General features: G+C 43.0%; 21 protein-coding genes. 8 read left to right on the forward strand and 13 right to left on the reverse strand.

Translation table 11 applies throughout. The features are described from left to right. Positions 1-122 precede the first annotated feature (122 nt). The 4 genes from FTU00_RS12420 to FTU00_RS12435 all read right to left on the reverse strand — a co-directional run bounded on the left by FTU00_RS12420 (position 123) and on the right by FTU00_RS12435 (position 4,049). A complete protein-coding gene (locus FTU00_RS12420; protein ID WP_180179806.1) occupies positions 123-983 on the reverse strand; it encodes a lysophospholipid acyltransferase family protein in 861 nt (286 codons plus the stop codon). Positions 984-1,001: 18 nt separating this feature from the next. Next, positions 1,002-1,223: a hypothetical protein gene (locus FTU00_RS12425; protein WP_005232078.1), complete on the reverse strand. Its 222-nt coding sequence runs from the start codon at positions 1,221-1,223 to the stop codon at positions 1,002-1,004. Between the two features lie 115 nt (positions 1,224-1,338). Then, positions 1,339-3,123, reverse strand: a complete 1,785-nt coding sequence (aspS, locus tag FTU00_RS12430; protein ID WP_034704264.1) for an aspartate--tRNA ligase — start codon at positions 3,121-3,123, stop codon at positions 1,339-1,341. 161 nt (positions 3,124-3,284) lie between these two features. Continuing rightward, a complete protein-coding gene (locus tag FTU00_RS12435; protein ID WP_180179807.1) occupies positions 3,285-4,049 on the reverse strand; it encodes a DUF4184 family protein in 765 nt (254 codons plus the stop codon). A gap of 141 nt (positions 4,050-4,190) precedes the next feature. Between FTU00_RS12435 and znuD the strand changes: the two genes are divergently transcribed. After that, the gene (znuD, locus tag FTU00_RS12440) at positions 4,191-6,317 is read left to right on the forward strand and encodes a zinc piracy TonB-dependent receptor ZnuD (RefSeq protein WP_180179808.1); all 2,127 of its coding nucleotides are present in this window, start codon (positions 4,191-4,193) and stop codon (positions 6,315-6,317) included. A 105-nt stretch (positions 6,318-6,422) separates the two neighbouring features. Beyond that, the gene (locus tag FTU00_RS12445; RefSeq protein ID WP_180179809.1) at positions 6,423-7,886 is read left to right on the forward strand and encodes a phospholipase D family protein; all 1,464 of its coding nucleotides are present in this window, start codon (positions 6,423-6,425) and stop codon (positions 7,884-7,886) included. Positions 7,887-7,962: 76 nt separating this feature from the next. On the opposite strand, the gene FTU00_RS12450 is transcribed toward FTU00_RS12445, so the two are convergent. Next, positions 7,963-8,415, reverse strand: a complete 453-nt coding sequence (locus FTU00_RS12450) for a hypothetical protein (RefSeq protein WP_180179810.1) — start codon at positions 8,413-8,415, stop codon at positions 7,963-7,965. Between the two features lie 178 nt (positions 8,416-8,593). Between FTU00_RS12450 and FTU00_RS12455 the strand changes: the two genes are divergently transcribed. Further along, entirely contained in the window at positions 8,594-9,034 is a 441-nt protein-coding gene (locus tag FTU00_RS12455; RefSeq protein ID WP_180017144.1) for an RcnB family protein, read from the forward strand. 91 nt (positions 9,035-9,125) lie between these two features. Here the strand turns inward: FTU00_RS12455 and FTU00_RS12460 are convergent, their stop codons facing one another. Continuing rightward, positions 9,126-9,623, reverse strand: a complete 498-nt coding sequence (locus tag FTU00_RS12460; protein ID WP_180179811.1) for a phosphate-starvation-inducible protein PsiE — start codon at positions 9,621-9,623, stop codon at positions 9,126-9,128. A gap of 173 nt (positions 9,624-9,796) precedes the next feature. On the opposite strand from FTU00_RS12460, the gene FTU00_RS12465 reads away from it, so the two are divergent. Then, positions 9,797-10,003 (forward strand): hypothetical protein, encoded by a 207-nt coding sequence (locus FTU00_RS12465; RefSeq protein ID WP_125279369.1) that lies wholly within the window; start codon positions 9,797-9,799, stop codon positions 10,001-10,003. A 52-nt stretch (positions 10,004-10,055) separates the two neighbouring features. Here FTU00_RS12465 and FTU00_RS12470 read toward each other — a convergent pair whose 3' ends face one another. From FTU00_RS12470 to FTU00_RS12480, 3 genes are all read right to left on the reverse strand, one after another. Next, positions 10,056-11,837 carry an acyl-CoA dehydrogenase C-terminal domain-containing protein gene (locus tag FTU00_RS12470; RefSeq protein WP_159124144.1) on the reverse strand — a complete coding sequence of 594 codons (1,782 nt, stop codon included), beginning with the start codon at positions 11,835-11,837 and terminating at the stop codon, positions 10,056-10,058. A gap of 169 nt (positions 11,838-12,006) precedes the next feature. Further along, positions 12,007-13,809, reverse strand: coding sequence for an acyl-CoA dehydrogenase C-terminal domain-containing protein (locus FTU00_RS12475; protein ID WP_159124145.1), 1,803 nt, complete (start codon positions 13,807-13,809; stop codon positions 12,007-12,009). A gap of 310 nt (positions 13,810-14,119) precedes the next feature. After that, the gene (locus tag FTU00_RS12480; RefSeq protein WP_180179812.1) at positions 14,120-14,749 is read right to left on the reverse strand and encodes a hypothetical protein; all 630 of its coding nucleotides are present in this window, start codon (positions 14,747-14,749) and stop codon (positions 14,120-14,122) included. A gap of 137 nt (positions 14,750-14,886) precedes the next feature. Between FTU00_RS12480 and baeS the strand changes: the two genes are divergently transcribed. From baeS to FTU00_RS12500, 4 genes are all read left to right on the forward strand, one after another. Further along, positions 14,887-16,551 carry a sensor histidine kinase efflux regulator BaeS gene (gene baeS / locus FTU00_RS12485; RefSeq protein ID WP_180179813.1) on the forward strand — a complete coding sequence of 555 codons (1,665 nt, stop codon included), beginning with the start codon at positions 14,887-14,889 and terminating at the stop codon, positions 16,549-16,551. 14 nt (positions 16,552-16,565) lie between these two features. Next, positions 16,566-17,252 (forward strand): response regulator, encoded by a 687-nt coding sequence (locus tag FTU00_RS12490; protein WP_034704234.1) that lies wholly within the window; start codon positions 16,566-16,568, stop codon positions 17,250-17,252. Between the two features lie 90 nt (positions 17,253-17,342). Beyond that, positions 17,343-17,849: a GNAT family N-acetyltransferase gene (locus tag FTU00_RS12495; RefSeq protein ID WP_180179814.1), complete on the forward strand. Its 507-nt coding sequence runs from the start codon at positions 17,343-17,345 to the stop codon at positions 17,847-17,849. Positions 17,850-18,068: 219 nt separating this feature from the next. Further along, positions 18,069-19,424, forward strand: coding sequence for an amino acid permease (locus tag FTU00_RS12500; protein ID WP_180179815.1), 1,356 nt, complete (start codon positions 18,069-18,071; stop codon positions 19,422-19,424). 93 nt (positions 19,425-19,517) lie between these two features. Here FTU00_RS12500 and FTU00_RS12505 read toward each other — a convergent pair whose 3' ends face one another. From FTU00_RS12505 to FTU00_RS12520, 4 genes are all read right to left on the reverse strand, one after another. Next, complete coding sequence (locus FTU00_RS12505) at positions 19,518-19,859, reverse strand: GNAT family N-acetyltransferase (RefSeq protein ID WP_180179816.1); 342 nt, start codon at positions 19,857-19,859, stop codon at positions 19,518-19,520. 228 nt (positions 19,860-20,087) lie between these two features. After that, entirely contained in the window at positions 20,088-20,462 is a 375-nt protein-coding gene (locus tag FTU00_RS12510) for an MmcQ/YjbR family DNA-binding protein (RefSeq protein WP_180179817.1), read from the reverse strand. A gap of 76 nt (positions 20,463-20,538) precedes the next feature. Continuing rightward, the gene (locus tag FTU00_RS12515) at positions 20,539-21,984 is read right to left on the reverse strand and encodes a YdiU family protein (protein ID WP_180179818.1); all 1,446 of its coding nucleotides are present in this window, start codon (positions 21,982-21,984) and stop codon (positions 20,539-20,541) included. Between the two features lie 138 nt (positions 21,985-22,122). Beyond that, positions 22,123-23,289, reverse strand: a complete 1,167-nt coding sequence (locus tag FTU00_RS12520) for an acyl-CoA desaturase (RefSeq protein WP_104495369.1) — start codon at positions 23,287-23,289, stop codon at positions 22,123-22,125. Between the last annotated feature and the right edge of the window lie 41 nt (positions 23,290-23,330).

Consider the following 23,330-nt stretch of genomic DNA (forward strand, 5'->3'; position numbering starts at 1 on the left):
TGAGGATCAGAAAGCTTGTTTGAATCGATGTATTTCATCCGCAGATTATGCACGAATGCTAAGAAATCCGGAGTGCAAATATTAACCAAAAAGAAGATCGTTTTTTGATTTATGAAAGAGATCTAATAAAGATTTTTACTATTTTCTAATTTCCTAAACCTTTTATATCCCCACAAATACTGCTCTGGAGCAATGTTAATCATTCGCTCCATTTCCTTGTTTAAGGTATCTACAGAAAGCTGTAAGTCTTTAGAGAGAATATCTGTTGATAATTTAGTTACATGAATATCAAAGCCGTTTAGATCATCATGACGTAGGCAACTCAAGCCAATTACAGAGCATTGGGTTTTTGCAGCCAATTTAGAGAGCAGGGTGGAAGATAGAGCATTCTGTCCATAAAAAGGTGAGTAAATACCGCCGCTTTCTTTGGGCACATGGTCAGGAAGAATGGCAGCGAATCCACCCTGTTTTAGATGCTTGAATAAAGCTCTTACACCACTTTCATCAGTCGGAACAAGGGTAGCATTTAAACGTTGCCGTGCTTCGAGCATAAACCGATCGACATCAGGATTTTTGCTCGGTTTATACATGATGACAGGGCTAGTGTGTTGATTCACCCAGGCATTAAGTAACTCCCAAGTACCAAAATGAGGAACGACTGCTAAAGTTCCATTCGGGTTTTTCAGTGCATCAGTAAAAATTTCTGGATGATGAATATTCCGGATTTGTTTTAATGCGAACTCAGGTTCAGAACCCCAAATTTTGACTGACTCGGCATAGGTCATGCATTGGCTTTGAACACTTCGTTTTGCCAGTCGTGTACGTTCTGATGCTGACAGTTCAGGATAGGCAATCCCTAAATTAATTTCTGTAGTACGGCGAATCGATGAATTCGTGATATAGAGAAGTGATCCAACACTTTTCGCCAAATTTTGAATGAATCTTAACGGGAGTTTGGAGAAGTTCTTGAGTAATGCGTACATGGTGTGCAGCTTGCCTGATTAAGATTCTTGATCAGGATTGCCTTTAAGCACCATATAAATCAAACCTACAAAAATGACAAGTGCACCTAAAATGCTGCTCAGGCAGAAGTACACAATACGGTCATTGGTGTCCAGGTTAAACAGGTTGTTTGCAAGGATATAGCGCATGAACAGCCATTGTACGACTGAAAACACGATCAGCATGATGCCACGGTTACGAACAGCAGGACGCATCGCCATTGCCAAATTACCTAAAAATAGAAACTGAAGCTATTATGCCACTGTCGTGCAGGCTTCTCAATGCAATAAAAAAGCCCTGTTAGAACAGGGCTTTTTTACTCAAATCATCAAGAAATTATTCTTGAGATTCGGCTTTTGGTTTTTCACGTAAGCGAATACCCAAATCACGCAGTTGAGTTGATTCAACTGGTGCAGGTGCTTGAGTCAATGGACATTCAGCAGTTTTAGTTTTCGGGAATGCAATCACGTCACGGATTGAAGATGCACCAGTCATCAACATCACCAGACGATCCAGACCGAATGCTAAACCACCGTGAGGAGGCGCACCGAATTTCAATGCATTTAACAAGAAGCTGAATTTCTCTTCTGCTTCTTCTTCAGAAATACCCAGCGCTTCAAAGATCGCCTTTTGCATTTCCAAAGTATAAATACGCAGTGAACCACCACCGATTTCAGTACCGTTCAATACCATATCGTAAGCAACAGACAATGCCTCACCTGGATTATTCTTCACATCTTCAACGCTTGATTTAGGAAGCGTGAACGGATGGTGAACAGAAGTCCATTTGCCATCATCAGTTTCTTCGAACATCGGGAAGTCAACTACCCAAAGCGGAGCCCATTCGCAAGTTGCAAGGTTCATGTCATGACCAATTTTCACACGAAGTGCGCCCATTGCATCATTCACAACTTTGGCTTTGTCTGCACCGAAGAATACGATGTCGCCATTTTCAGCACCAACACGTTTCAACAGATCCAGCACGATTGGCTCGATGAATTTAACGATTGGAGATTGAAGACCTTCGATGCCTTTTTCAAGTTCATTAACTTTGATGTAAGCCAGACCTTTCGCACCGTAGATACCAACGAATTTAGTATATTCATCGATTGCGCTACGTGGCAGTGAGCCTGCACCTGGAACGCGAAGCGCAACGATACGGCCTTTAGGATCTTTAGCAGGACCAGCGAATACTTTGAACTCGACGTCTTGCATCAAGTCTGCAACGTCTACAAGTTTCAAAGGAATACGTAAGTCTGGTTTGTCAGAAGCGTAGTCACGCATCGCTTCTGAATAAGGCATACGTTGGAATTTGTCGAATTTGATGCCAAGAAGTTCGTCGAACATCTTAACAGTCATGCCTTCCATCAAATCCATAATATCGTCATCGCTCATGAACGATGTTTCGATGTCGATTTGAGTGAATTCAGGCTGACGATCCGCACGTAAATCTTCGTCACGGAAACATTTAGCGATCTGGTAGTAACGATCTACACCACCTACCATCAACAACTGTTTGAACAGCTGTGGTGATTGTGGAAGAGCATAGAAGCTACCATTAGATACACGGCTTGGAACTAAGTAGTCACGCGCACCTTCAGGGGTCGCACGAGTCAAGATCGGAGTTTCAACGTCCAGGAAACCGTGATCGTCTAAATAGTTACGGATCAGGTTGGTCACTTTAGAACGGAAACGTAAACGATCGATCATTTCAGGACGACGGATGTCCAGGAAACGATATTTCAAACGAATTTCTTCAGAAATGCTTGTGTTTTCGTCATTTAATGGGAATGGAGGAGTTTCAGACTGAGCAAGAACTTCGATTTCTTTACCCAATACTTCGATTTGACCACTCACCATGTTGGCATTTTCAGTACCCGCATAACGGCGACGTACACGGCCTGTAATTTTTAATACGTATTCAGAACGTGCTTTGTCTGCTGTTGCAAACGCTTCAGGTGTATCTGGGTCGATAACCACTTGAACAAGACCGTCACGGTCACGCATGTCAAGGAAGATGACACCACCGTGGTCACGGCGACGGTGTACCCAACCGCATAATGTTACGGTCTGGTCAATTTGAGCTTCGGTTAAAGAACCGCAGTAATGAGTTCGCATCATAGCGTTAAAAATCCAACTATATGGGTTAAGGAAGCGTATACGTAAACAGCGTACCGCCTTTAGCAAAGGTAGGATTATGCCTCTTTGGGCATGTTGTCACAAGAACTTGAGGCAAAAACAGTATCATTTTAAAGTGAATAAGCAGAAAGCTGGAGATTTTCCTAACCCATACGCCGATCACGATCCAGAAATAGAAATAGCAGACAGCCCAAACTAAAAGTGATTAAAAAGCCCTGGCTAAATTCATTGATAGAGCGGCCGGTAAAATAATATAGATCAGATCGCCAGACCTCATCCGGAATATAACGCATATAGTCCCATGTCGAAAATAAACCTGTGAGCGTAGATAGACCGAATAGACCCCAGCAAAAGATGAGAATCTTGTGACTGACGCTTAGATATTGCCGGTGAGTTTTATAGTAATGCAGACTCATCCACAGAATAAAAGGCAGAGCTAGGGCAGAAGTCCCGATCTGTAAAATCCGGTGTAGGGGATAAGTTCGTCCTAAAATTTGATACTGCTGGCTGAGAATGTCATAAAAGGCAAAGGTTCGAAAATCTGCATGGGTCAGACCATCCCAAATAATATGAGTGGCTGTCCCAATCACCACTGCAATACACATAGCGCAAATAAATCTGAATGCTGAAAATAAGTTATGAATATTTAAGTCATGCTGTATACCAATAAAACGATAAATCACTGGCCGGTAAATCAGGTACCAGACCGCACAAAAAATAAGACCAATCCATAAATCAGGATGAATCAGCGAAGACCATAAATGGGTGATATTAGAATTCTTATGGGTAAAAAGACGGTACAGATCAGGAACCATGCTGCCAATCGCCAGTGCAGCAACAGGTAGCCGATTGCCAGTTAAATATGAAATAGGTGGAGCCAGTACAGCATGTGATAAAGTAAAGGGCATAAAAAATAGTGTTTTACTACAATGAAAAATATTCAAATGACATTCTAATAAAATATCTCATTGATTATCGTAAAGGATTGCAAAAACAATGAAATGTTATATTATAACACTATTCGAAATTGCTGAATTTGAGCTTGGGTCATGTCCTTTTCTAAGAATCTAATAACACTCTCAATTTTTGCTGTAGTTGCGCCTACAGTATTTGCTGAACAGTCATCTTCTTCTATTCCTGTACAAACCATGGATACCATTCAGGTACTAGCTCATCCACTGGTACAGACTGCGGCAGATTTTGCAGTTGCTGATCTGATGGTGGACCAGAAAGCTTTATCTGAACGTGCGACAACTATTGGTGATGCGCTGGCAGATGAACTTGGGGTGTATTCAAATCAGTATGGGACCGGAGCGAGCCGTCCTGTAATTCGAGGCCAGGATGGTCCACGTGTCAAAGTTTTGCAGCATGCCTCCGAAACGGCTGATGTATCTACTCTATCTCCTGACCATGCAGTGACAGTCGATCCGATTCTAGCCAAACAGGTCGAAGTGATTCGCGGCCCATCAACTTTGCTTTATAGCGCGGGAACCGTCGGTGGTCTGGTCAATGTCACTGACCAGAAAATCCCAACCCAAATGCCGGAAGATGGTCTGGAAGGGACTGCTGGACTACGTTACAACTCGGGCAGTGATGAAAAACTGGCAAGTGCAGGCGTGACTGCTGCAGTCGGTGAAAATTTTGCCCTGCGTGTAGAAGGTACTAAACACAAAGCCAATGACTATATTGCGCCTGATTATGTAGTAGAAGAACCTCATGGCGATCATTCACATTTTCACAAAGAACGTCGTGTAGGTAATACCTTTGCTGAAGGCCAGACCGTGAATATTGGTGGATCATGGATTCATGATCGTGGTTTCGTTGGCCTGTCTTATAGCAACCGTCAGGATGAATATGGCTTGCCGGGGCATAGTCATGAATATCATGGCTGTGTATTGCATGGTGATCATTTCCATGGCTGTCCAGAGCTGGGTGCTACCGCAGAGCATGAAGAAGAGCATGGCGGACCATGGGTAGATCTGAAATCTGAACGTTATGAAGTACGTACTGAACTGGAACAGCCTTTTGCCGGTTTTGACAAGTTACGTGCCCATGCCAGTTTTACCGATTATGAGCATGATGAGCTGGAAGAAAATGAAGTCATCAGTAATTTCAAAAGCAAAGGCTACGATGGCCGTCTAGAACTAGTCCATGTTCCGGTTGCTGGTTGGGAGGGCGTAATTGGCACCCAATATAGCCAGCAGAAAATCAATCTGGCTGCTACAGAACATGATCATCATGAAGATGGTGACGAGGATGATGAAGAACATCATGTTCATGGTTCAAGCGTGGTCATGCCAGATACCAAAACTGAAAAATACAGTCTGTTTGCCTTAGAGCATAAACAACTCGGTGATGTGCATGTCGAACTGGGTGCACGTGTTGATCATCAAAAAGTACAAGTTGAATCTGAACAGAAAAATTATTCAGGCACAGGCGTCTCTGCTTCTGCCGCTGCGAATTGGGAATTTGCCCCGAACTATAAGTTATCTGTTGTAGGTTCACATCAGCAACGTTTACCACTGGCGCAAGAGCTGTATGCCAATGGCCTGCATTTTGCCACCAATACCTATGAAGTCGGTAATCCTGATCTGGATAAAGAAAGCTCGAATAACCTGGAGCTGGGTTTCGAATATGAAGGTGCTAAGCTGGATTATCATGCACATATTTACCATAACTGGTTTGATGACTATATCTACGGTGCGACTACGGCCAGAAATGGAAATTTGCGTGGGGTAGAATATACTCAAGATAAGGCCCGTTTCTATGGGGCTGAAGCGGAAGCTACTTATGCATTAAATGACACATACAAGTTTGGTGTGTTCGGTGATTATGTACGCGGCAAAATTGAGGGTGAAAATGCACCCCGTATTCCAGCAGGCCGCTTAGGAACCAAGGTTGAAGCAGACTTTGCCGATGGCTGGTCAGGAATGGCAGAGTATTATCATGTCTTTAATCAGGACAAAACGGCCAGTTATGAAGATGAAACCCAAGGCTATAACATGGTCAATGTCGGTCTAAGCTATGCTAATAGCATTGCTGATAAAAATGCCTATCGGGTTTATTTTAAAGCCAATAACCTGCTTGATGATCAGGTCTATTCACATAGCTCATTCCTGTCGAATATTCCGCAAGTCGGACGTAATTTCACAGTCGGCGTACAATATGATTTCTAGGATTTAGATGAAATAACTGACCGAATCCAAGTACTGTCACTGAAATAGACTTGAAAAATCATCAGATTAAACCTAGCCTGAGTATATTGGGTTAGGTTTTTTCTTATGCGTATCTTTCAACGAATTCACAATAAACTGAACTGGTCAAACCGCCGTTATGCGGCCTTGATCATTGGTGTGCTGATGGCCAGTTATCTGGCTTCAGCAATTTATCATACTTATAAACCCTTACCTGAAGGGCTGAATTACACGGGTAAGCTGCGCCATGCACAGGTGAAATTTCTGGTCGATCAGACTTATCTAGATACACAGGGCAAGCAACAACTGGATCATCAGATTTTTAATGAAATGCTGAAGATGGTTGAGGAAGCAAAATCCCTGATCGTGCTGGATATGTTCCTGTTTAATCAGCAAACCGGTGCCTCTAAACAGGAACATCAGGCACTCAGCAAACAGCTCACAGAGGCCTTACTTAACAAGCGATTAATGCAGCCTGAAGTCGAAATCAAATTTATTACCGATCCGATTAATTCTGTCTACGGTGGAATTACAGCACAGCATTATCGTGAACTGCGTCAGGCGGGAGTAGATGTAATCGAAACCAATCTGACACCGCTACGTGCTTCTAATCCAAGCTGGTCAGGTTTCTGGTATCTGTGCTGTCAGGGGATTGGCAATAATCCGGAAAAAGGCTGGTTGCCAAATCCGTTTGGTCCAGAAAAAGTGACCTTACGCAGTTATTTCGACTTGTTTAATTTCAAAGCCAATCATCGTAAAACACTGGTCGTCGATACAGATCAGGGCTGGAAAGCACTGGTTACCTCAATGAACCCCCATGATGGCAGTTCACGGCACTCCAATATTGGTCTACTGGTCTGGGGCAGAACAGCGATTGATATTCTTGCGACAGAACAGGCGGTCGGGATCATGTCTCAAGCCAATATGCCGGCTGTGATTGCAGGTGAGTTTGAAGCAGAAAAAAAACAGCCTCAAGTTCAGGTGCTAACTGAAAAAGCCATTTATGAGGGAGTTCTAAAGCTGCTTGAAACGGCGAAAGCAGATGAGCAGATTGATCTGGCCATGTTCTATCTGTCAGAACGTAAGATTGTGAAAGGGTTGATTGCAGCGCATGAGCGCGGAGTGAAACTTCGGGTTTTACTTGATCCAAATAAAGATGCATTTGGTCGTGAAAAAAATGGCATTCCTAACCGGCAGGTGGCTTCAGAACTGCATAAAGCTGGTATTCCGGTACGTTGGTGTAATACCCAAGGCGAGCAATGTCATAACAAAATTCTGATGAAATATGGTGCCCAGCAAGCTGAAATGATTTTAGGTTCCGCCAATTTCACGGCGCGTAACCTAAAAAATTATAATCTGGAGACCAATCTACGTGTGGTGGGTCAGTCTCAGGCAGAAGTCTTTAGCGATGCGCAGCAGTATTTCAATACGGCCTGGTCTAATTTGAATGGCCGTTCCATGAGCGTGGACTATGCTCAATATGCTGAAGAGTCATTCTGGAAATACTGGTTATACCGTTTTATGGAATGGAGTGGTTGGTCGACGTTTTGATTGGCCTCTCCCTAGCCCTCTCCTGAAAGGAGAGGGAACTCCTTCTCCCTATGGGAGAAGGTTGGGATGAGGGGAGTTATTTTTCTGGATTCGGCGGAACCAGTTGATCCAGTTCTTTATCTGTCAGCTCATCCAGTTCAGAAATATCAGTTTTGATTTTCCATTGTGCTTCATTATCCACCGGATTTGGTAAACGCGCCTCTAGCCAGTCACATACTACATCTGGTGGGAAGTCAGCATGATTGCACTGGATGACCCAAGACAGGAAATCTTTGGCTACACCATTCATATAAGGCGGTGGAGAAACTGGAAGAAACTGAGTCGGCAGGCGCTCATTTTTAGAAATATAGTTCAGAACATGACCCAGTTCCTGTACAGTTTGCCATGCTAAAGGATGATCAACATTGATCTGAAATTTAAACCACCAGGCCTGTTTACCATCTGAGCCATAGCTATCAATCAGTCCTTTTTGAACACTGGGTACCTTGCAAAAATATTCATATAAACGATCGAAATTTAAATCAGACACAGTATGCAACTCAAAGCATTAAAAAAGTGATATTAGCATACGCACTTCAGCGTTCATCACGCAAGCCTGTTAAAGTCATGGAATCAATTACAAAACTTTGCAGCAGCAGGGGATTTATCCATATTTTCTGCATGGATTTTGGTTAAAATATGGTCAGAAATCTTTGGAGGACGCACTTATGAAAACATTAGCTTCAGGTGCATTGCTGGCTTCATTCCTGTTTGGTATTGCGGTGCCCGCTTGGGCGGATAATGCCTGGGTAGGCTATACTGGTGTTGATCGTTCTAAACCTCAACATCGTCCTCCATCGCGTCCTCATTATGCACCGCAACCTCCTCATTCGCAGCGGCCTTACTATCCGCAACGTCCATCCCATGGCGGCTATTATCCTCCTGCACAGAGCCAAAGCGGGTTCAATATCCAGTATCAGGCACCGACCACGATTTACCAGAATTCCAATAGCTATAGTTGGGTTAATGGTGATCCAAATGTGGCCTACATTGAAAGTTCGAGATATACAGTGATTACTGACTGGCAGCGTTTGGGATTGCCGGCACCACCACGCGGAAGTTACTGGATTTATGAAAATGGACGTTATGTGTTGATGAATAACCGTTAAAAGAAATTCCCTCTCTTGTTAGGAGAGGTGATTAATTACCCTCTTGCGAAGCAGTGCTTCTCACCTTTTGCAAAGGGGGACTTTTCTATGACTATGCCAACTCATCATCCTCAGGTCGTGGAGTTTTACCTTCTGGTAATGGCTTTTCGCTATGCTTGTCGCGAATAATGGATGGATAGGTCCAGGACGCATAACGGACCACCAGAATGGCAAAAGCCAAAATCAGAATCGAACCGGTAATAATAACCTGATCCATGCTGGCTTTGTGTGTATGCTGAATATCAGAAATCAGTAAACGGGTCAGGGCAGTAATCGCAATATAAATCAGGAACCGAACCGGCATATGATTGGTCTTGAAATAGATGCCGACCATGGCACCAAGTTCCAGATAGATAAATAGCAAAAGAATATCATCAATGGTGGCAAACTGTTTGACGGCCAAGATGTCAAATACGGTATGACCTGCGGACCAGATCACCATACAGCCAATAATGAACAGCGCAAGATAATGGAAACTTTCTACGGCAAGATTACCAAAACGGTCGAGGAGAGTTTCTATTCTTTTCACTTTAGACTCTGATTTACTCATGTTCTCCTCCTGATTTTTCATGTGAACTAACATATGAACAGGAAAGAACTAGCAAAGATCATGCACAAAAAGAGAAAAATAAAATAAAAGTGAAATTATTCGAACTTTTGCACTTTTTTTGCACTAACTTGTTATATTGTATGAGAACTACATTGAATAAATAGGAGAAAAAAATGTTGGACAAAATTCAAACAAAAATTAGTCAATTAGAAGCAGGAAAAAAATTAATCTTGGGCACGGGGATCAAGGCTGAAGAGATGCAGAAGGTACTTGAACTGTGTGAATCTTTAGAGTCGCAAGGGGGAATTAAAATAGTGAATAAGCATTTCAATCCTAAAATAACGACGCAACCAGATACGATCTTGATTGAAAAAGTATAGTGCATAAAAAGCCCTGCAGATGCAGGGCTTTTTATATGGATTCACGTCAAGATTAAGCTTGAGTCGTGAAGTAATCTTCAGAGAAATTCATCACTACTTCGCAACCAGCTTTCACTTTAGTGATACGCAGTGCAAGTTCAGGCAAGATGCGTTGCGTGAAATAACGCGCCAGTGCCAGTTTGTTTTGGTAGAACTCGCCATCTTTGTCTTTTGCAGCATTGGCAATGCGCGCAAACATATAAGAGAAGCTCAATAGGCCTACTGCATGTAGGTAATCAACCGCTGCAGCATTCGGGAATTCTGCATTTTCGCCAGCAGCTTCAAGCACAAACTGAGTCAATGATTCTACTTCAGTAGCTGCATCTAAAGTTGCATCTTTAATGAAGTTCAGGTCTGCATCTAACTGGTTCGCAAAGTCGCGGATTTCTTCGATGTATTCACCGATGTACGCACCGCCACATTTAATGGTTTTACGGCCGATTAAATCTTGTGACTGAACGCCATTGGTTCCTTCGTAAATCTGTGAGATACGCAGGTCACGGATACATTGTTCCATACCCCATTCACGTATATAACCATGTCCACCAAAGACCATTTGTGCATCTAGGGTTGCCTGGAATGCCGTATCAGTCAGGTAAGCTTTCGCAATTGGTGTTAACAGCGCAACACGGTCATTGGCTTTTTTCACGGCTTCAGGATCAGTCGAGAACTTGGTGATGTCCAGTTGCTGACCTACATAAACTGCAAATGCACGCGATGCTTCGTTGTTCGCACGGGCATTCAGCAACATACGACGTACATCACCATGTACTAAAATGCTGTCTGCCGGTTTAGCTGGTGATTGGGCACCAAGAGCACTACGACCCTGTAAACGGTCTGTCGCATATTGCGCAGCATTTTGATAAGCAAATTCTGAAGCGCCTAGGCCCTGGATGCCCATAGACAGACGTTCGTAGTTCATCATCACGAACATGGCGGCCAGACCTTCATTTTCTTTACCCACCAGGTAACCTTTGGCACCGTCAAAGTTCATTACACAAGTCGCAGATGCCTTGATCCCCATTTTGTGTTCGATTGAACCTGGACCTACCGGGTTACGTTCGCCAATTGAACCATCTTCATTGACCAGGAACTTCGGTACGATGAACAGGGAAATACCGCGAGAGCCGGCAGGCGCATCAGGCGTTTTTGCCAGTACCAGATGAATAATATTTTCAGCAAGATCGTGGTCACCACCCGTGATAAAGATTTTGGTACCGGTAATGCTATACGTGCCATCTTCATTACGTTCAGCTTTGGTTTTGATAATACCCAGATCAGTACCGGCATGTGGCTCAGTTAAGCACATGGTGCCTGACCATTCACCAGAATAGATTTTAGGAAGATAGGTTTCTTTTTGCTCTTGAGATGCATAGCTGTTTAAAGCCATACCTGCACCCACAGAAAGAAGCGGGTAGAGCATGAAAGATGGGTTAGTTGCAAACAGCATTTCATCAGAAAGTACGGTAAGCATTTTCGGCATTTCCTGGCCGCCCCATTCTGCATCGGCACCCAGACCGATCCAGCCACCTTCAGCATATTGTTTGAATGCTTCTTTAAAGCCAGCAGGTGTGGTGACATTGCCATTTTCATATTTTGCGCCTTCTTCATCACCGGTACGGTTCAGAGGAAGCATGACGTTTTGCGCAAACTTCGCCATTTCTTCAAGAATGGCTTCTGCTGTGGCAGTATCCAAGTGGGCAAGATTTTCATTCGCCTGCCAGAACTGTTCTGCATTGAAAACATCATTCAGGATGAATTTCATGTCAGCAAGTGGCGCGTTATAAATTGGCATAGTATGTCACCTGTTTTATTGTTTAATTGGATTGTTTTGGCTCAGTCTAAAGCATTAAAAATCTGAATGTTAGACGACTAAAGGTTAATTCTGTAACTCTTTATAAAGAAAAAGGACTGCCTGAAGATGGCCGTCCTTTTTCTTATTATGCATTTAAAACTGCATCAGCTTAGAATGCGAAATGTTCAGCATCTAAAGACATAAGCGGTTCTACACCAGTTGCAATCACGTCAACGTGTGAACGAACACGTGGCAGGATTTTCTTGAAGTAGAAGCGTGCAGTCGTCAATTTAGCATTGTAGAAGTCTGCATCAGTGGTACCTGCAGCAAGAGTCTCTTGAGCAACCAGTGCCATACGAGCCCACAGGTAAGCCAGTGTTACATAACCAGAGAAGTACAGGTAATCTACTGCAGCTGCACCCACTTCTTCAGGGTTTTGCATCGCACGCATACCAATCTGCATGGTCAGGTCACCCCATTCTTTGTTCAATGCCGCAAGCGGTTCAACAAATTCTTTCATTGCAGAATTGTCTTTGTTCGCTTCCGCAAATTTGTGGATGATCTTAGTGAAGTCTTTCAACATCGCACCTTGAGTACCCAGTACTTTACGGCCTAACAGATCCAGTGCTTGAATCTCAGTCGTACCTTCGTACAGGCAGGCAATACGTGTATCACGTACGATTTGTTCCATGCCATGCTCAGAGATAAAGCCGTGACCACCGAAGACTTGAACACCATGTTTCGCAGCTTCTGAACCAGTTTCAGTCAGGAATGCTTTTGCGATTGGAGTTAATAGCGACAGGATATTGTCAGCGAACTTGCGCTCTTCTTCAGAAGTACCTTGTTCAACCACATCAGCATATTGAGCCAACAGGTAAACCAGTGCACGACCACCTTCAGCAAATGCTTTTTGAGTTAAAAGCATGTTACGTACAGCTGGATGAACAATAATTGGATCAGCTTCTTTTTCAGGTGCCTTAGGACCCGAAAGAGAACGCATTGCCAGACGGTCTTTGGCATAAGTTAAAGCGCCTTGGAACGCCGCTTCAGATGCAGACAGACCTTGTACAGCAGTACCGATACGTGCAGTGTTCATGAAGGTGAACATGCAGTTCAGACCACGGTTTTCAGGACCGATCAGGAAGCCTTTGGCGTTATCGAAGTTGATGACACAAGTTGCGTTACCATGGATCCCCATTTTGTGTTCGATTGAACCACAACGTACGCCGTTACGCTCACCGATTGAACCGTCAGCATTCAGGTTAAATTTTGGTACGATGAACAGAGAAATACCTTTAGTACCTTTAGGCGCGCCAGGCAGACGAGCAAGTACGATATGGATAATGTTCTCTGCCATGTCGTGTTCACCAGCAGAGATAAAGATTTTCTCGCCAGAGATTGCATAGCTACCATCAGCTTGTGGTTCAGCTTTAGTGCGGATGATGCCGAGGTCAGAACCTGCATGAGATTCAGTTAAACACATGGTACCTGTCCATTCACCTGAAACCAGTTTAGGCAGATAAGCGTCTTTTTGTTCTTGAGAACCGTGGTGTTCTAAAGTACGGACTGCACCATGAGACAGACCAGGGTACATGCCCCATGCCCAGTTCGCAGTACCCACCATTTCAGAAAGAGTGATACCTAAAGAATTTGGTAAGCCTTGACCGCCGTATTGCTCTTCAGCAGAAAGAGAAGGGAAGCCTAGCTCGATGTATTTTTGGTACGCTTCTTTAAAGCCAGTCGGTGTTGTTACAACGCCGTCATTCCAGGTACAACCTTCACGGTCGCCTACTTGGTTTAGAGGAGATAATTCATTTTCACAGAAGTCAGCTGCAGCTTCTAGGTACTGATCAACCAACTCACGGCTTACGTTTTCTTGAAACGCAGGAAGTTTTGCGTAATGTTCTTCAGCATTTAATAATTCGTGTAGAACGAATTGCATGTCACGTAAGGGCGCTTTGTATTGTGGCATATCGGTTTCCTCAATACTGGTTTAGACCAGCGTTATCATCCTAAATTAATTGAAACGTGCCTTCAGTGACACGTATTGCTATGAATCTAATCGTGCAACATCTTGCCCGGCCATACAAGCTTTCAGGCGGCTTTCTTGGTGACTATAAAGTCAAAGATTAATCTGCACGGAACAGTAAACATGTTGACTGCAAAGACTTTTGTAGAAATTAGCAGAACATGAATGGTCAAAAGAGGACTGAGGAGTCAGCTATAAAAAAAAGGCACCCGAAGGTGCCTGAATTTGAAGGAATAAGAAACGTAGAAGAAGATTAAGATGCAGCTTTAGTCATCTTAATGGGTGCATTCGGCTGGAAGTGCACGATACATTGACCATCAATAGTTTGAGTACCCGCTTTCACTTGAACGGCCTTGCCGTGGGTTTGACCTTTACAAGCATTGGCAAACGCAGTTTGTAGAGCCTGACGTTCTGATAAACGCTGATCATACTGTTTAACCATTTCTGCACGTTGACTATCCGTTAATGCTTCTCCACGGTTCATACCACCCCGGAATTCACCACGCATTGGACGATGTTCACCGCGCATGCCACGGAATTCACCACGTTGAGCTTTCATGCCTTTATGGTCAGGTTTGAAAGAAATCTTGCATTGACCATCAATGGTTTTATTACCCGCCTTGATTTGGACTGCACTACCTGCAGCTTTGCCGTCACAGGCCTGTTGAATCTGTTTATGCAATTGCATGCGTTCTGCACGAGCGGCTTTGAATTGTTCACGTTGCTCTGGAGTAAGACGATGCTGTTTTTGACCTTCATGATGTTTCATCATGCGAGAATGATCTTTCTGCTCATTCACGTTGCTAGTAGATTGACAGGCAGTCAATGCACCCATCGATAAAACGCTGGCACTGATTAAGGCGATTTTTGTCATTGCTTTCATGTTTTTACCCCATTCAAGAGCTGATTCTTTTTGATGAGTAAAGATTAAATAATAAAGATGAAGAGACAATGGAGAGTTTTTTAAGTCTGTGTTCGCTACAATAATGAATATAGAGAAGAAAAACTGAGATTTTTACTTTGAAGATACGCCGTATTCCGATTGCATTACGTCTATTTTTGACTGTTTTATTGACCACCCTGGTAATTACCACGGTGAGTCTGGGCGTATTGCATCTGAATATGCAGCGCAACTTTACCCGCTATGTCGCAGACGTAGAAATGCAGAAGCTGGATCATGTGATCGAGAATCTGGCTGATGTCTATACGGTATATGAAGACTGGGGGAACGCCATTCAGGCGCAGATTCTGCAAATCGAAGGTGAAGCTGCACCGGATGATTATGACCGTTTATCGCGCTGGTGGTTGCGCCGTCAATATGATATTGCCTTGCAGCAGCGTTATTTTCATGAGCAGACCTTAGCCACTGTAGCGCCTTCAAGTATGGTCGAGCCAAATTTAACACCACGTTCAGTCAATGAAGAAGAATTACGTATTCTGGCATCTAACCTGCCTTCACAATTCCAGCCCTTTGAAGGTTTAAGATTTCCACTTAGCTCCAATCAGAACCTGTTTAGAACCGACCGTAAAGACAATAATGGCGGTCAACAGCCGGTTCAGCAGCCCACTGGCAAGAAGCAGTTTATCCAGATGCCAGACCGTCTGGGTCTGAGTTCACGCCTGTCACTCTATGATGCCAAACGTCGTTTTGTAGTAGGCGAAGCATCTGATGAGCAGATTTCCTATCGTCCGATTATGGTCGAAAACCAGGTGGTTGGTTATCTGGGCTTAAAACCGGTTTTAGACCAAGATGATGCTTTAAGTATTAATTTCTTTAGTAATCAGAAACGTTACCTATTTTTAGTTTATGGTTTAAGTATTCTAGCCAGTCTAATTGCTGCATTATTACTGGCAACTTATTTTAAAAAACCAATTCAGCGTTTGTTGAACGGTACGCGTGAATTGACTCGCGGTAATTATCAGCATCAGGTGAAAGTGAAACGTAATGATGAGCTGGGTGATCTGTCTAATGAGCTGAATCAATTGGCAGTGATTCTGGATCAGCATGAAACTTCGCGCCGTCAATGGGTAGCAGATACTTCACATGAACTGAAAACTCCGCTGGCAGTCTTGCAGGCACAGATTGAAGCGATGCAGGATGGAATCCGTAAACCGACACCAGAGCATTTTGCATCGATGTTGGCACAGGTAACCAGCCTGAAAAAACTGACTCAGGACTTGGCAGCTCTAGCGCAGGCTGATGCCCAGCAATTACAGTTTTACTATGCAACTGTAAATCCATGGGAGGTGGTGCAGCAGGAATTAATGAACTTCCAGCCTAAATTTGAACAGGCTGATCTGAAAGTGACTATTGAAGGTGACGGTGCTGAAGTTGATCTAGATCTGGACCGTTTCAAGCAGATTGTAGCCAACCTGCTCAGCAACAGTATTCGTTATACAGAAGCCGGTGGACAGGTACATATCCATACCGAACAGAATGAGAAAGAATGGACCTTATATGTCGATGACAGTCCATTCGGTCTGACTGATGAGCAGCTGGCTCGCATTGGTGAACGTTTCTATCGTGTCGATGATTCGCGTACTCGTGCCACCGGTGGGACAGGCTTGGGTCTGGCCCTATCTTGTAAAATTACTCAGGCTATGGGTGGTAGCTTAAGCTTTGCACATTCACCATTAGGTGGTTTACGATGCAAGCTGAGCTTTCCTAAACAAATGAAACCATAAAGGAAAATATATTCATGAAACATATTATGCTGGTTGAAGACGAAGTCGAACTTGCCCTGTTGGTGCGAGATTATCTAGAGGCTGCTGGTTTTGAAGTCAGCGTGTTTCATGATGGGCAAGAAGCATATAACAGTTTTACCCAGCGTAAACCGAGCCTGATGATCTTGGACTTGATGGTGCCGCGTATGGATGGTCTGACCATTTGCCGTAAAGTGCGTGAACAGTCAGACTTGCCGATCATTATGGTGACTGCGCGTACTGAAGAAATTGACCGTGTACTTGGCCTGAATATGGGCGCGGATGACTATATCTGTAAACCATTTAGTCCAAAAGAACTGGTTGCCCGTGTACAAGCCGTATTACGCCGTTTAGACCGTAAAGCTGAGCCGGAAAGCAATGATTTATTCCGTATGGATAAATCACAACAGCGTATCTGGTATCAGCAAAAAGCCTTGAACCTGACCCCGACTGAATTCCGTTTGCTGGAGCTGTTCCTAGAGCATGTCGGCCAGGTGTATTCACGAGCACAATTACTAGATCATATCAATCCAGACAGTTTTGATGTGGCAGACCGTGTGATTGATAGTCATATCAAAAACCTGCGTCGTAAAATTTCAGATGCGGCAGAAACTGGTAACCGTCATGAATGGATTCAGGCTGTTTATGGGGTAGGTTACCGTTTTGAATATCCTGAAGACTGATATTCGAATTCGTTAAAGAAAAGCGGATAGACTTCTTGGTTTGTTCGCTTTTTTATTTCTGAAAATGATCAATATAAGAGAGCCAAAATAATGAAAATCCTAATCCGGGATGAACAGTTTGAAGATATTCCAGCCATTACTGAATTGACTCGAGCGGCTTTTCAAAATGCTGACCATTCAAGTCATACTGAACAATTCATTGTAAATAGTTTGCGTAAGCATGGGCAGTTAACGATCTCTCTAGTTGCGATTGAAAATAATCACCTGGTTGGCCATGTGGCTATTTCACCTGTCACTATCTCTTCAGGTGAAACTGGCTGGTACGGTCTTGGCCCAATTTCGGTATTACCTGCAAAACAAGGACAGGGAATCGGCACTTTACTTATACGGGTAGCTTTAGATCGCCTGCAACAGTTGGGGGCTCAAGGATGTGTAGTGCTCGGTGATCCTCAATATTATGGTCGTTTCGGGTTTAAGGCTTTTTCAGAACTTTACCTCAAGGATGTTCCATCAGAATACTTTCAAGTCATTGCATTTAATGGATCTATTCCACATGGAGAAGCGGTTTACCATGAGGCATTTAATGCGACGCAATAATCCATCAAAAACGAGCTATTTCTATTGAAAAGTTATGGAGCATTAAAAGGTAAATAACTTTTAAATAGCATCTATTATGAAATCAATTATTTGTATTTCTTTTTATCTGAGTAGATACAAAAAATAAAAGTTTAATAATTAATAACTTAAATTTATGTATTAGTTGATTAGTTGGATACCCGCTACAATTCGGTTTTTTATTCATCATGAGAGCGTGTCTTGGAGAGTGAAACACCGCAACTACAGCGCCGTTTAAAGAACCGTCATATCCAGCTGATTGCTATGGGCGGGGCCATTGGAACCGGATTATTCTTGGGGTCCGCACAAATTATTCAGTCCGCAGGACCTTCCATTATTCTGGGCTATTTGATTGGTGGTTTGATTGCATTCCTGATTATGCGCCAGTTAGGTGAGATGATTGTGCATGAGCCTGTGACTGGTTCATTCAGTTATTTTGCATTTAAATACTGGGGTAAATTTCCAGGCTTTTTAACCGGCTGGAATTACTGGATTTTATATATTCTGGTCGCAATGACAGAGCTGACCGCCATTGGCAAATATATCAATTACTGGTGGCCACATATTCCAGCCTGGGTATCTGTACTCATTTTCTTTTTGGCAGTAACACTTGCCAACCTAGCCAATGTTAAAATTTATGGTGAGTCTGAATTCTGGCTATCGATGATTAAAGTCCTTGCCATTATTGCAATGATTATCTTTGGCATATATTTGCTCGTCACTGCTGATGCAACCTCAACCGCTTCGATCAGCAATTTATGGATTCATGGTGGCTTTTTTCCGAATGGCTTTGATGGGCTGTTTTATATGCTCGCCTTTATGATGTTTGCCTTTGGCGGCATTGAGCTGATTAGTATGGCAGCGGCAGAAACCGAAAATCCTGATAAGAACATTCCACGTGCTGTAAATCAAACTGTGATTCGGGTATTTTTATTTTATATCTGCTCGCTTGCCGTATTACTTTCACTCGTACCATGGAATCAGCTGAATTTAGGCGATTTAGATCATAGTCCATTTGTAATGATTTTCAGCCAGATGGGGATTGAATGGGCTGCACATTTACTGAATTTCATTATTTTAACTGCTTCACTTTCAGTTTGTAATAGTGGCATGTATGCCAATAGCCGTATGTTGATGGGGCTGGCTCAACAAGGGAATGCACCGCAATTATTTAAGAGCGTGAATAAACATGGTGTGCCTGTGGCAGCGGTATTGTTTTCGGCATTTCTGATCTTTGGCTGTGTGATCCTGAATTACTTTGTGCCTGAAAAAGCATTGAGTTACCTGATTTATATTGTGGTAGCAGCTGCGGTATTGAACTGGATGATGATCAGTTTGATTCATTTGAAATTTAGACAAGCCATCAAACGAAAGGGGATTCAAACCGGATTCCCAGCGATCTTTGCGCCGTTTAGTAACTATTTTGTTTTGGCTTTTATGCTGATGATTTTATACATCATGTGGACACAAGGCTTTATGTTGTCAGTGTTAATGTTGCCGGTGTGGATTGCGGTGTTGTTTGGCGTGTTTAAGTTTCTGAATAAAAGGAATGCTTAAGCCTAAAATCTCCAATCAGAAGAAGCCCGACCAGAAATGATTGGGCTTTTTTCATATTGTCGCAATATCTAAAGCTTTTAGATGAGTTAAGGTTTATTTTGATCTTAGTGGCAGAATATACTGAATACAGTCTTTAAGGTCATTTCCCAATAAAGGAAAGATGGTCCAAGCACGAAGCAGTTGCTGTTTATGAAAACCTGTTTTTTCTAACACTTGTCTTGACGCTAAATGTTCAGTAGCACAAAAGGTTTCAATTTTCGTTAGTTTTTGGCTTTGTTTTAGAAATTGGATTACCGAAGTCATCGCTTCACACATCAAACCTTGTCCTTGATAAGGAGTTCCAAGCCCGAAGAGAATTTCTCCAATATCATGCCTTTGTATAAAGATCAAAATACCCATAGGTTGCTGAATTAAATGATCTGCAATAATCCACATAAACTCAGGATCTGAGTCTTCTCACTTTTGTCCCGCCCAGTTTTCTAAAGTTTGTCGAGTTTGAGTTTGATTCCGATGTGGATGTCTTTGCAAATATTTTGATGCTGCTAGATCGCTAAAATAGTTTTGAAATAAATTGATTTCATCACCACAGTGGTAGGAGCGAAGAATTAAACGCTTTGTCTTTAATGTTATTGGTTTGATCTTAGTCATCGGTGGTATCTGCACTTATTTTTCTAATGTTCGTAATAACTTAATTCGTACTTTTTCTGCTTTCTTTAATTTCGATACTACCAGCTCATAAGAATTCTGTACTAGGTCCTCAACCAGAGATTCATCCAGTTCATTATCTTCATACACTGAAATCCAGTGCTGTTTATTCATATGCCAGCCCGCATGGATATAAGAATAAGTATCTCGCAGCATAGCACCATAATCAGGCGCTACTTTTAAATTAATGACAGCTTTGCCTTGAAGATAGAACTGAAGCATAAAGACTTTATCTAGCACCTTGAATACATCACAACCTTCACCGAAAGGCTGAGTCACAGTGACTTCAGGTAAACTTATCGCTATCTTTGCGGAGATTTGATGTAAGGTCATAAGTTACGAATAAATCAAAATAAAACTGTGGATAATGCTTAAATTATCCACAGTTTTTGGTTGTCTTGTGAATAAATTAAGATGAACAACTTACCATGACTTCAGGTACATCACTCGGTAATGGCCCTAGATCTTCAGGGTGTTCCAGATCTGGCTGTTTTAAATAGGGCTGACTCAATAATTTAAACAGGCGATCGACTTCGGAAAAGTCATCCCGCTCAGCCAGTTCAATTGCTTTCTGTGCCATATGATTGCGCAGGATATAGTGTGAATTGACGAGTTGCATGGCGGCATCTAATTCTCCAGTATCCTGATGTTCGCGGATCGCTTCATATTGAGTCAGGAATGCTTCAAACTGACGGCGATCCAAACAATCATCCTTGATTGCTTCATATTCATGATTCTGCAGGCGAATAAAGCTTTGCGTATAGTCGAGTTGCTCGCTTTGTAAGATTCTGAGAAAAGCCATGGCGCAGTCAAAGCTGTCTTTGTGAAAACTCGGTAAACCCATTTTCTGGTTTAGGCCATGCTTATAATGTTCCAGGAAGGTCGGTTCATAATGTTCCAGACATTGGGCCAGATCCTGTTTCCATTGTTCTTCATCATAGTTTTCAGGACATAATGGAATCAGGTTATTCAGCCACATCCACAAGTTCCAGTGGCCGATGCTTGGTTGCTGCTGATAAGTATAGCGACCCTGATAATCCGAGTGGTTATTAATCCAGTTGGGACGGAAACGCTCCATAAACCCATACGGGCCAAAGTCTAGCGTTGAACCGGTAATATTCAGGTTGTCAGTGTTCATGACACCATGCGCAAATCCGACCAGCTGCCATTTGGCAATCATCACTGCCGTGCGCTGAATCACTTGGGTAGCAAATGCCAGAATAGGCTGTTCTGCTTGCAGACATTGCGGGTAATGCCATTCCATACATTTTTGTGTGAATACAGGCAATAGGTCTGGCTGATACTGATTGATCCATTCAAAATGTCCAAACCGGATATGACAGTCAGACGTCCGTAATAGCATTGCACCCGGTTCCAGTTTTTCACGCTGTACACCTTGAGCGGAAGAGGTAAAACCAACCGCATTACTGGACTCTACACCTAGTGCATTTAAGGCGTGTCCGGCTAGGTATTCCCGAATCACCGAGCGTAACACTGCACGACCATCTCCCATACGTGAATAAGGCGTTGCACCAGCACCTTTCAAATGCAGATCAATGGTCTGATGATCTTTATCCAGAATCTGAGCGATCAATAAACCACGTCCATCACCCAATTGACCTGCCCATTGACCAAACTGATGGCCAGCATAAACCATGGCCAAAGGTTCAAACTCGGCAAAGGTTTTTTGACCACTACAGATTTCGACCCATTGTGCTTTATCTTCCTCAGACCATTGCAGATGCTCAGCAAGCGCAGCATTAAAATGTCCCGCTTTAGCACCTTTTAAAGGCAGTGGGGGCTGATGATGGTAAAGGCGAGAAGGGAGAGTTTGATATCGGGAATTAAAATACATAGCAGTCAAAATATTTAGGCAATAAAAGCAATATAACAAAGATCTCTGTTTAAAACTGTTGTAAAAGGAAAGTATAAGTAAGACAGACAAAAATAAAAAAAGCCCCTGATTTCAGGAGCTTTTTTGAGAATTCAAATCTTATTGAGAGACAGGCGCTTTTTTCAAATTACGTACTAACAGATTCAGTGTTTCACGATGATGAGAAAGACGCTGTTCAACCAGCTGGAATTCAACTTTAAGCTTGTCATCCATCTGGTGAATTTTTTCTGCCACAGCAGCCTTTTTCACCTGAATTTCCTGTTCTTTCAGTTTGGCCCAGTCATTCAATGTTTGAGTAAAGGCTTCATATTCTTGAGCAATCTTACTTTTTACATTGATAATGTCTTCATTGACATTATGACCATATACCGCCAGATCCTGCTCGGCATATTTAAACTTCATTGCCAGTTCAGCTTTTTTGATATTAAAGCTTGGAATACGGCGCAGATTTTTAGCCAGGCCCAGTTTAGAGCAAGTCCAGATTAACCATTTGGTTGGGTCATATTGCCACCATTTCACGCCATTACGGTAATCGTACTGGAAGATGTGATGGTAGTTATGATAACCCTCACCCCAAGTAGCAATCGCTAACCAGAAGTTGTCACGTGCAGTGTTTTCATCCGTATAAGGACGTGAACCCCACATATGGCATAGTGAGTTAATGAAGAAGGTCACGTGATGGCTCAGGATCAAACGAACCAGACCACCCAATAATAATACACCCCAAACATCGCCTACAGCCCAGCCAATTGGCAAGAGAATCGCAGCATGTACTGCAATTACTAGAGGCACATAGTATTTGTGCTGGAACATAACGACTTTGTCGTTTTGCAGGTCTGGTGCATTTTTGTAGTTTGGTTCTGCAGCAGGATAGTCACGCAGCATCCAGCCCAGGTGCGCATACCAGAAGCCGTTATTAATTGAGTATGGGTCTTTTTCCACGTCATCGACATGACGGTGATGGGTACGGTGACCTGAACCCCAGTACAGAATACTGTTCTGCACGGCAAAGGTACCCATGATCATTAAAATGATTTTTAAAGGTAAAGTCGCTTCATAAGCACGATGTGCCCAAAGACGATGATAGCCCGCTGTAATCCCCAGGCTGCTAACGCCGAGCAAAACAAACATACTGATCCAAGCGGCAAGGCTAAAATCATGGTGATACGCATATAACGGAATCGCGATAACAGCTACAATGGGTAAAACTACCAGAGCAAACACAGCGACCCAGTTAATTGGGGCTTGAGGTAGGGGAGCATTCATCTCCAACAGCACTCCTGGAACCTGGGAAGGTATAACAAAAA

Source organism: Acinetobacter sp. YH12041, assembly GCF_013419975.1.
In the GTDB taxonomy this organism is placed as follows: Bacteria; Pseudomonadota; Gammaproteobacteria; order Pseudomonadales; family Moraxellaceae; genus Acinetobacter.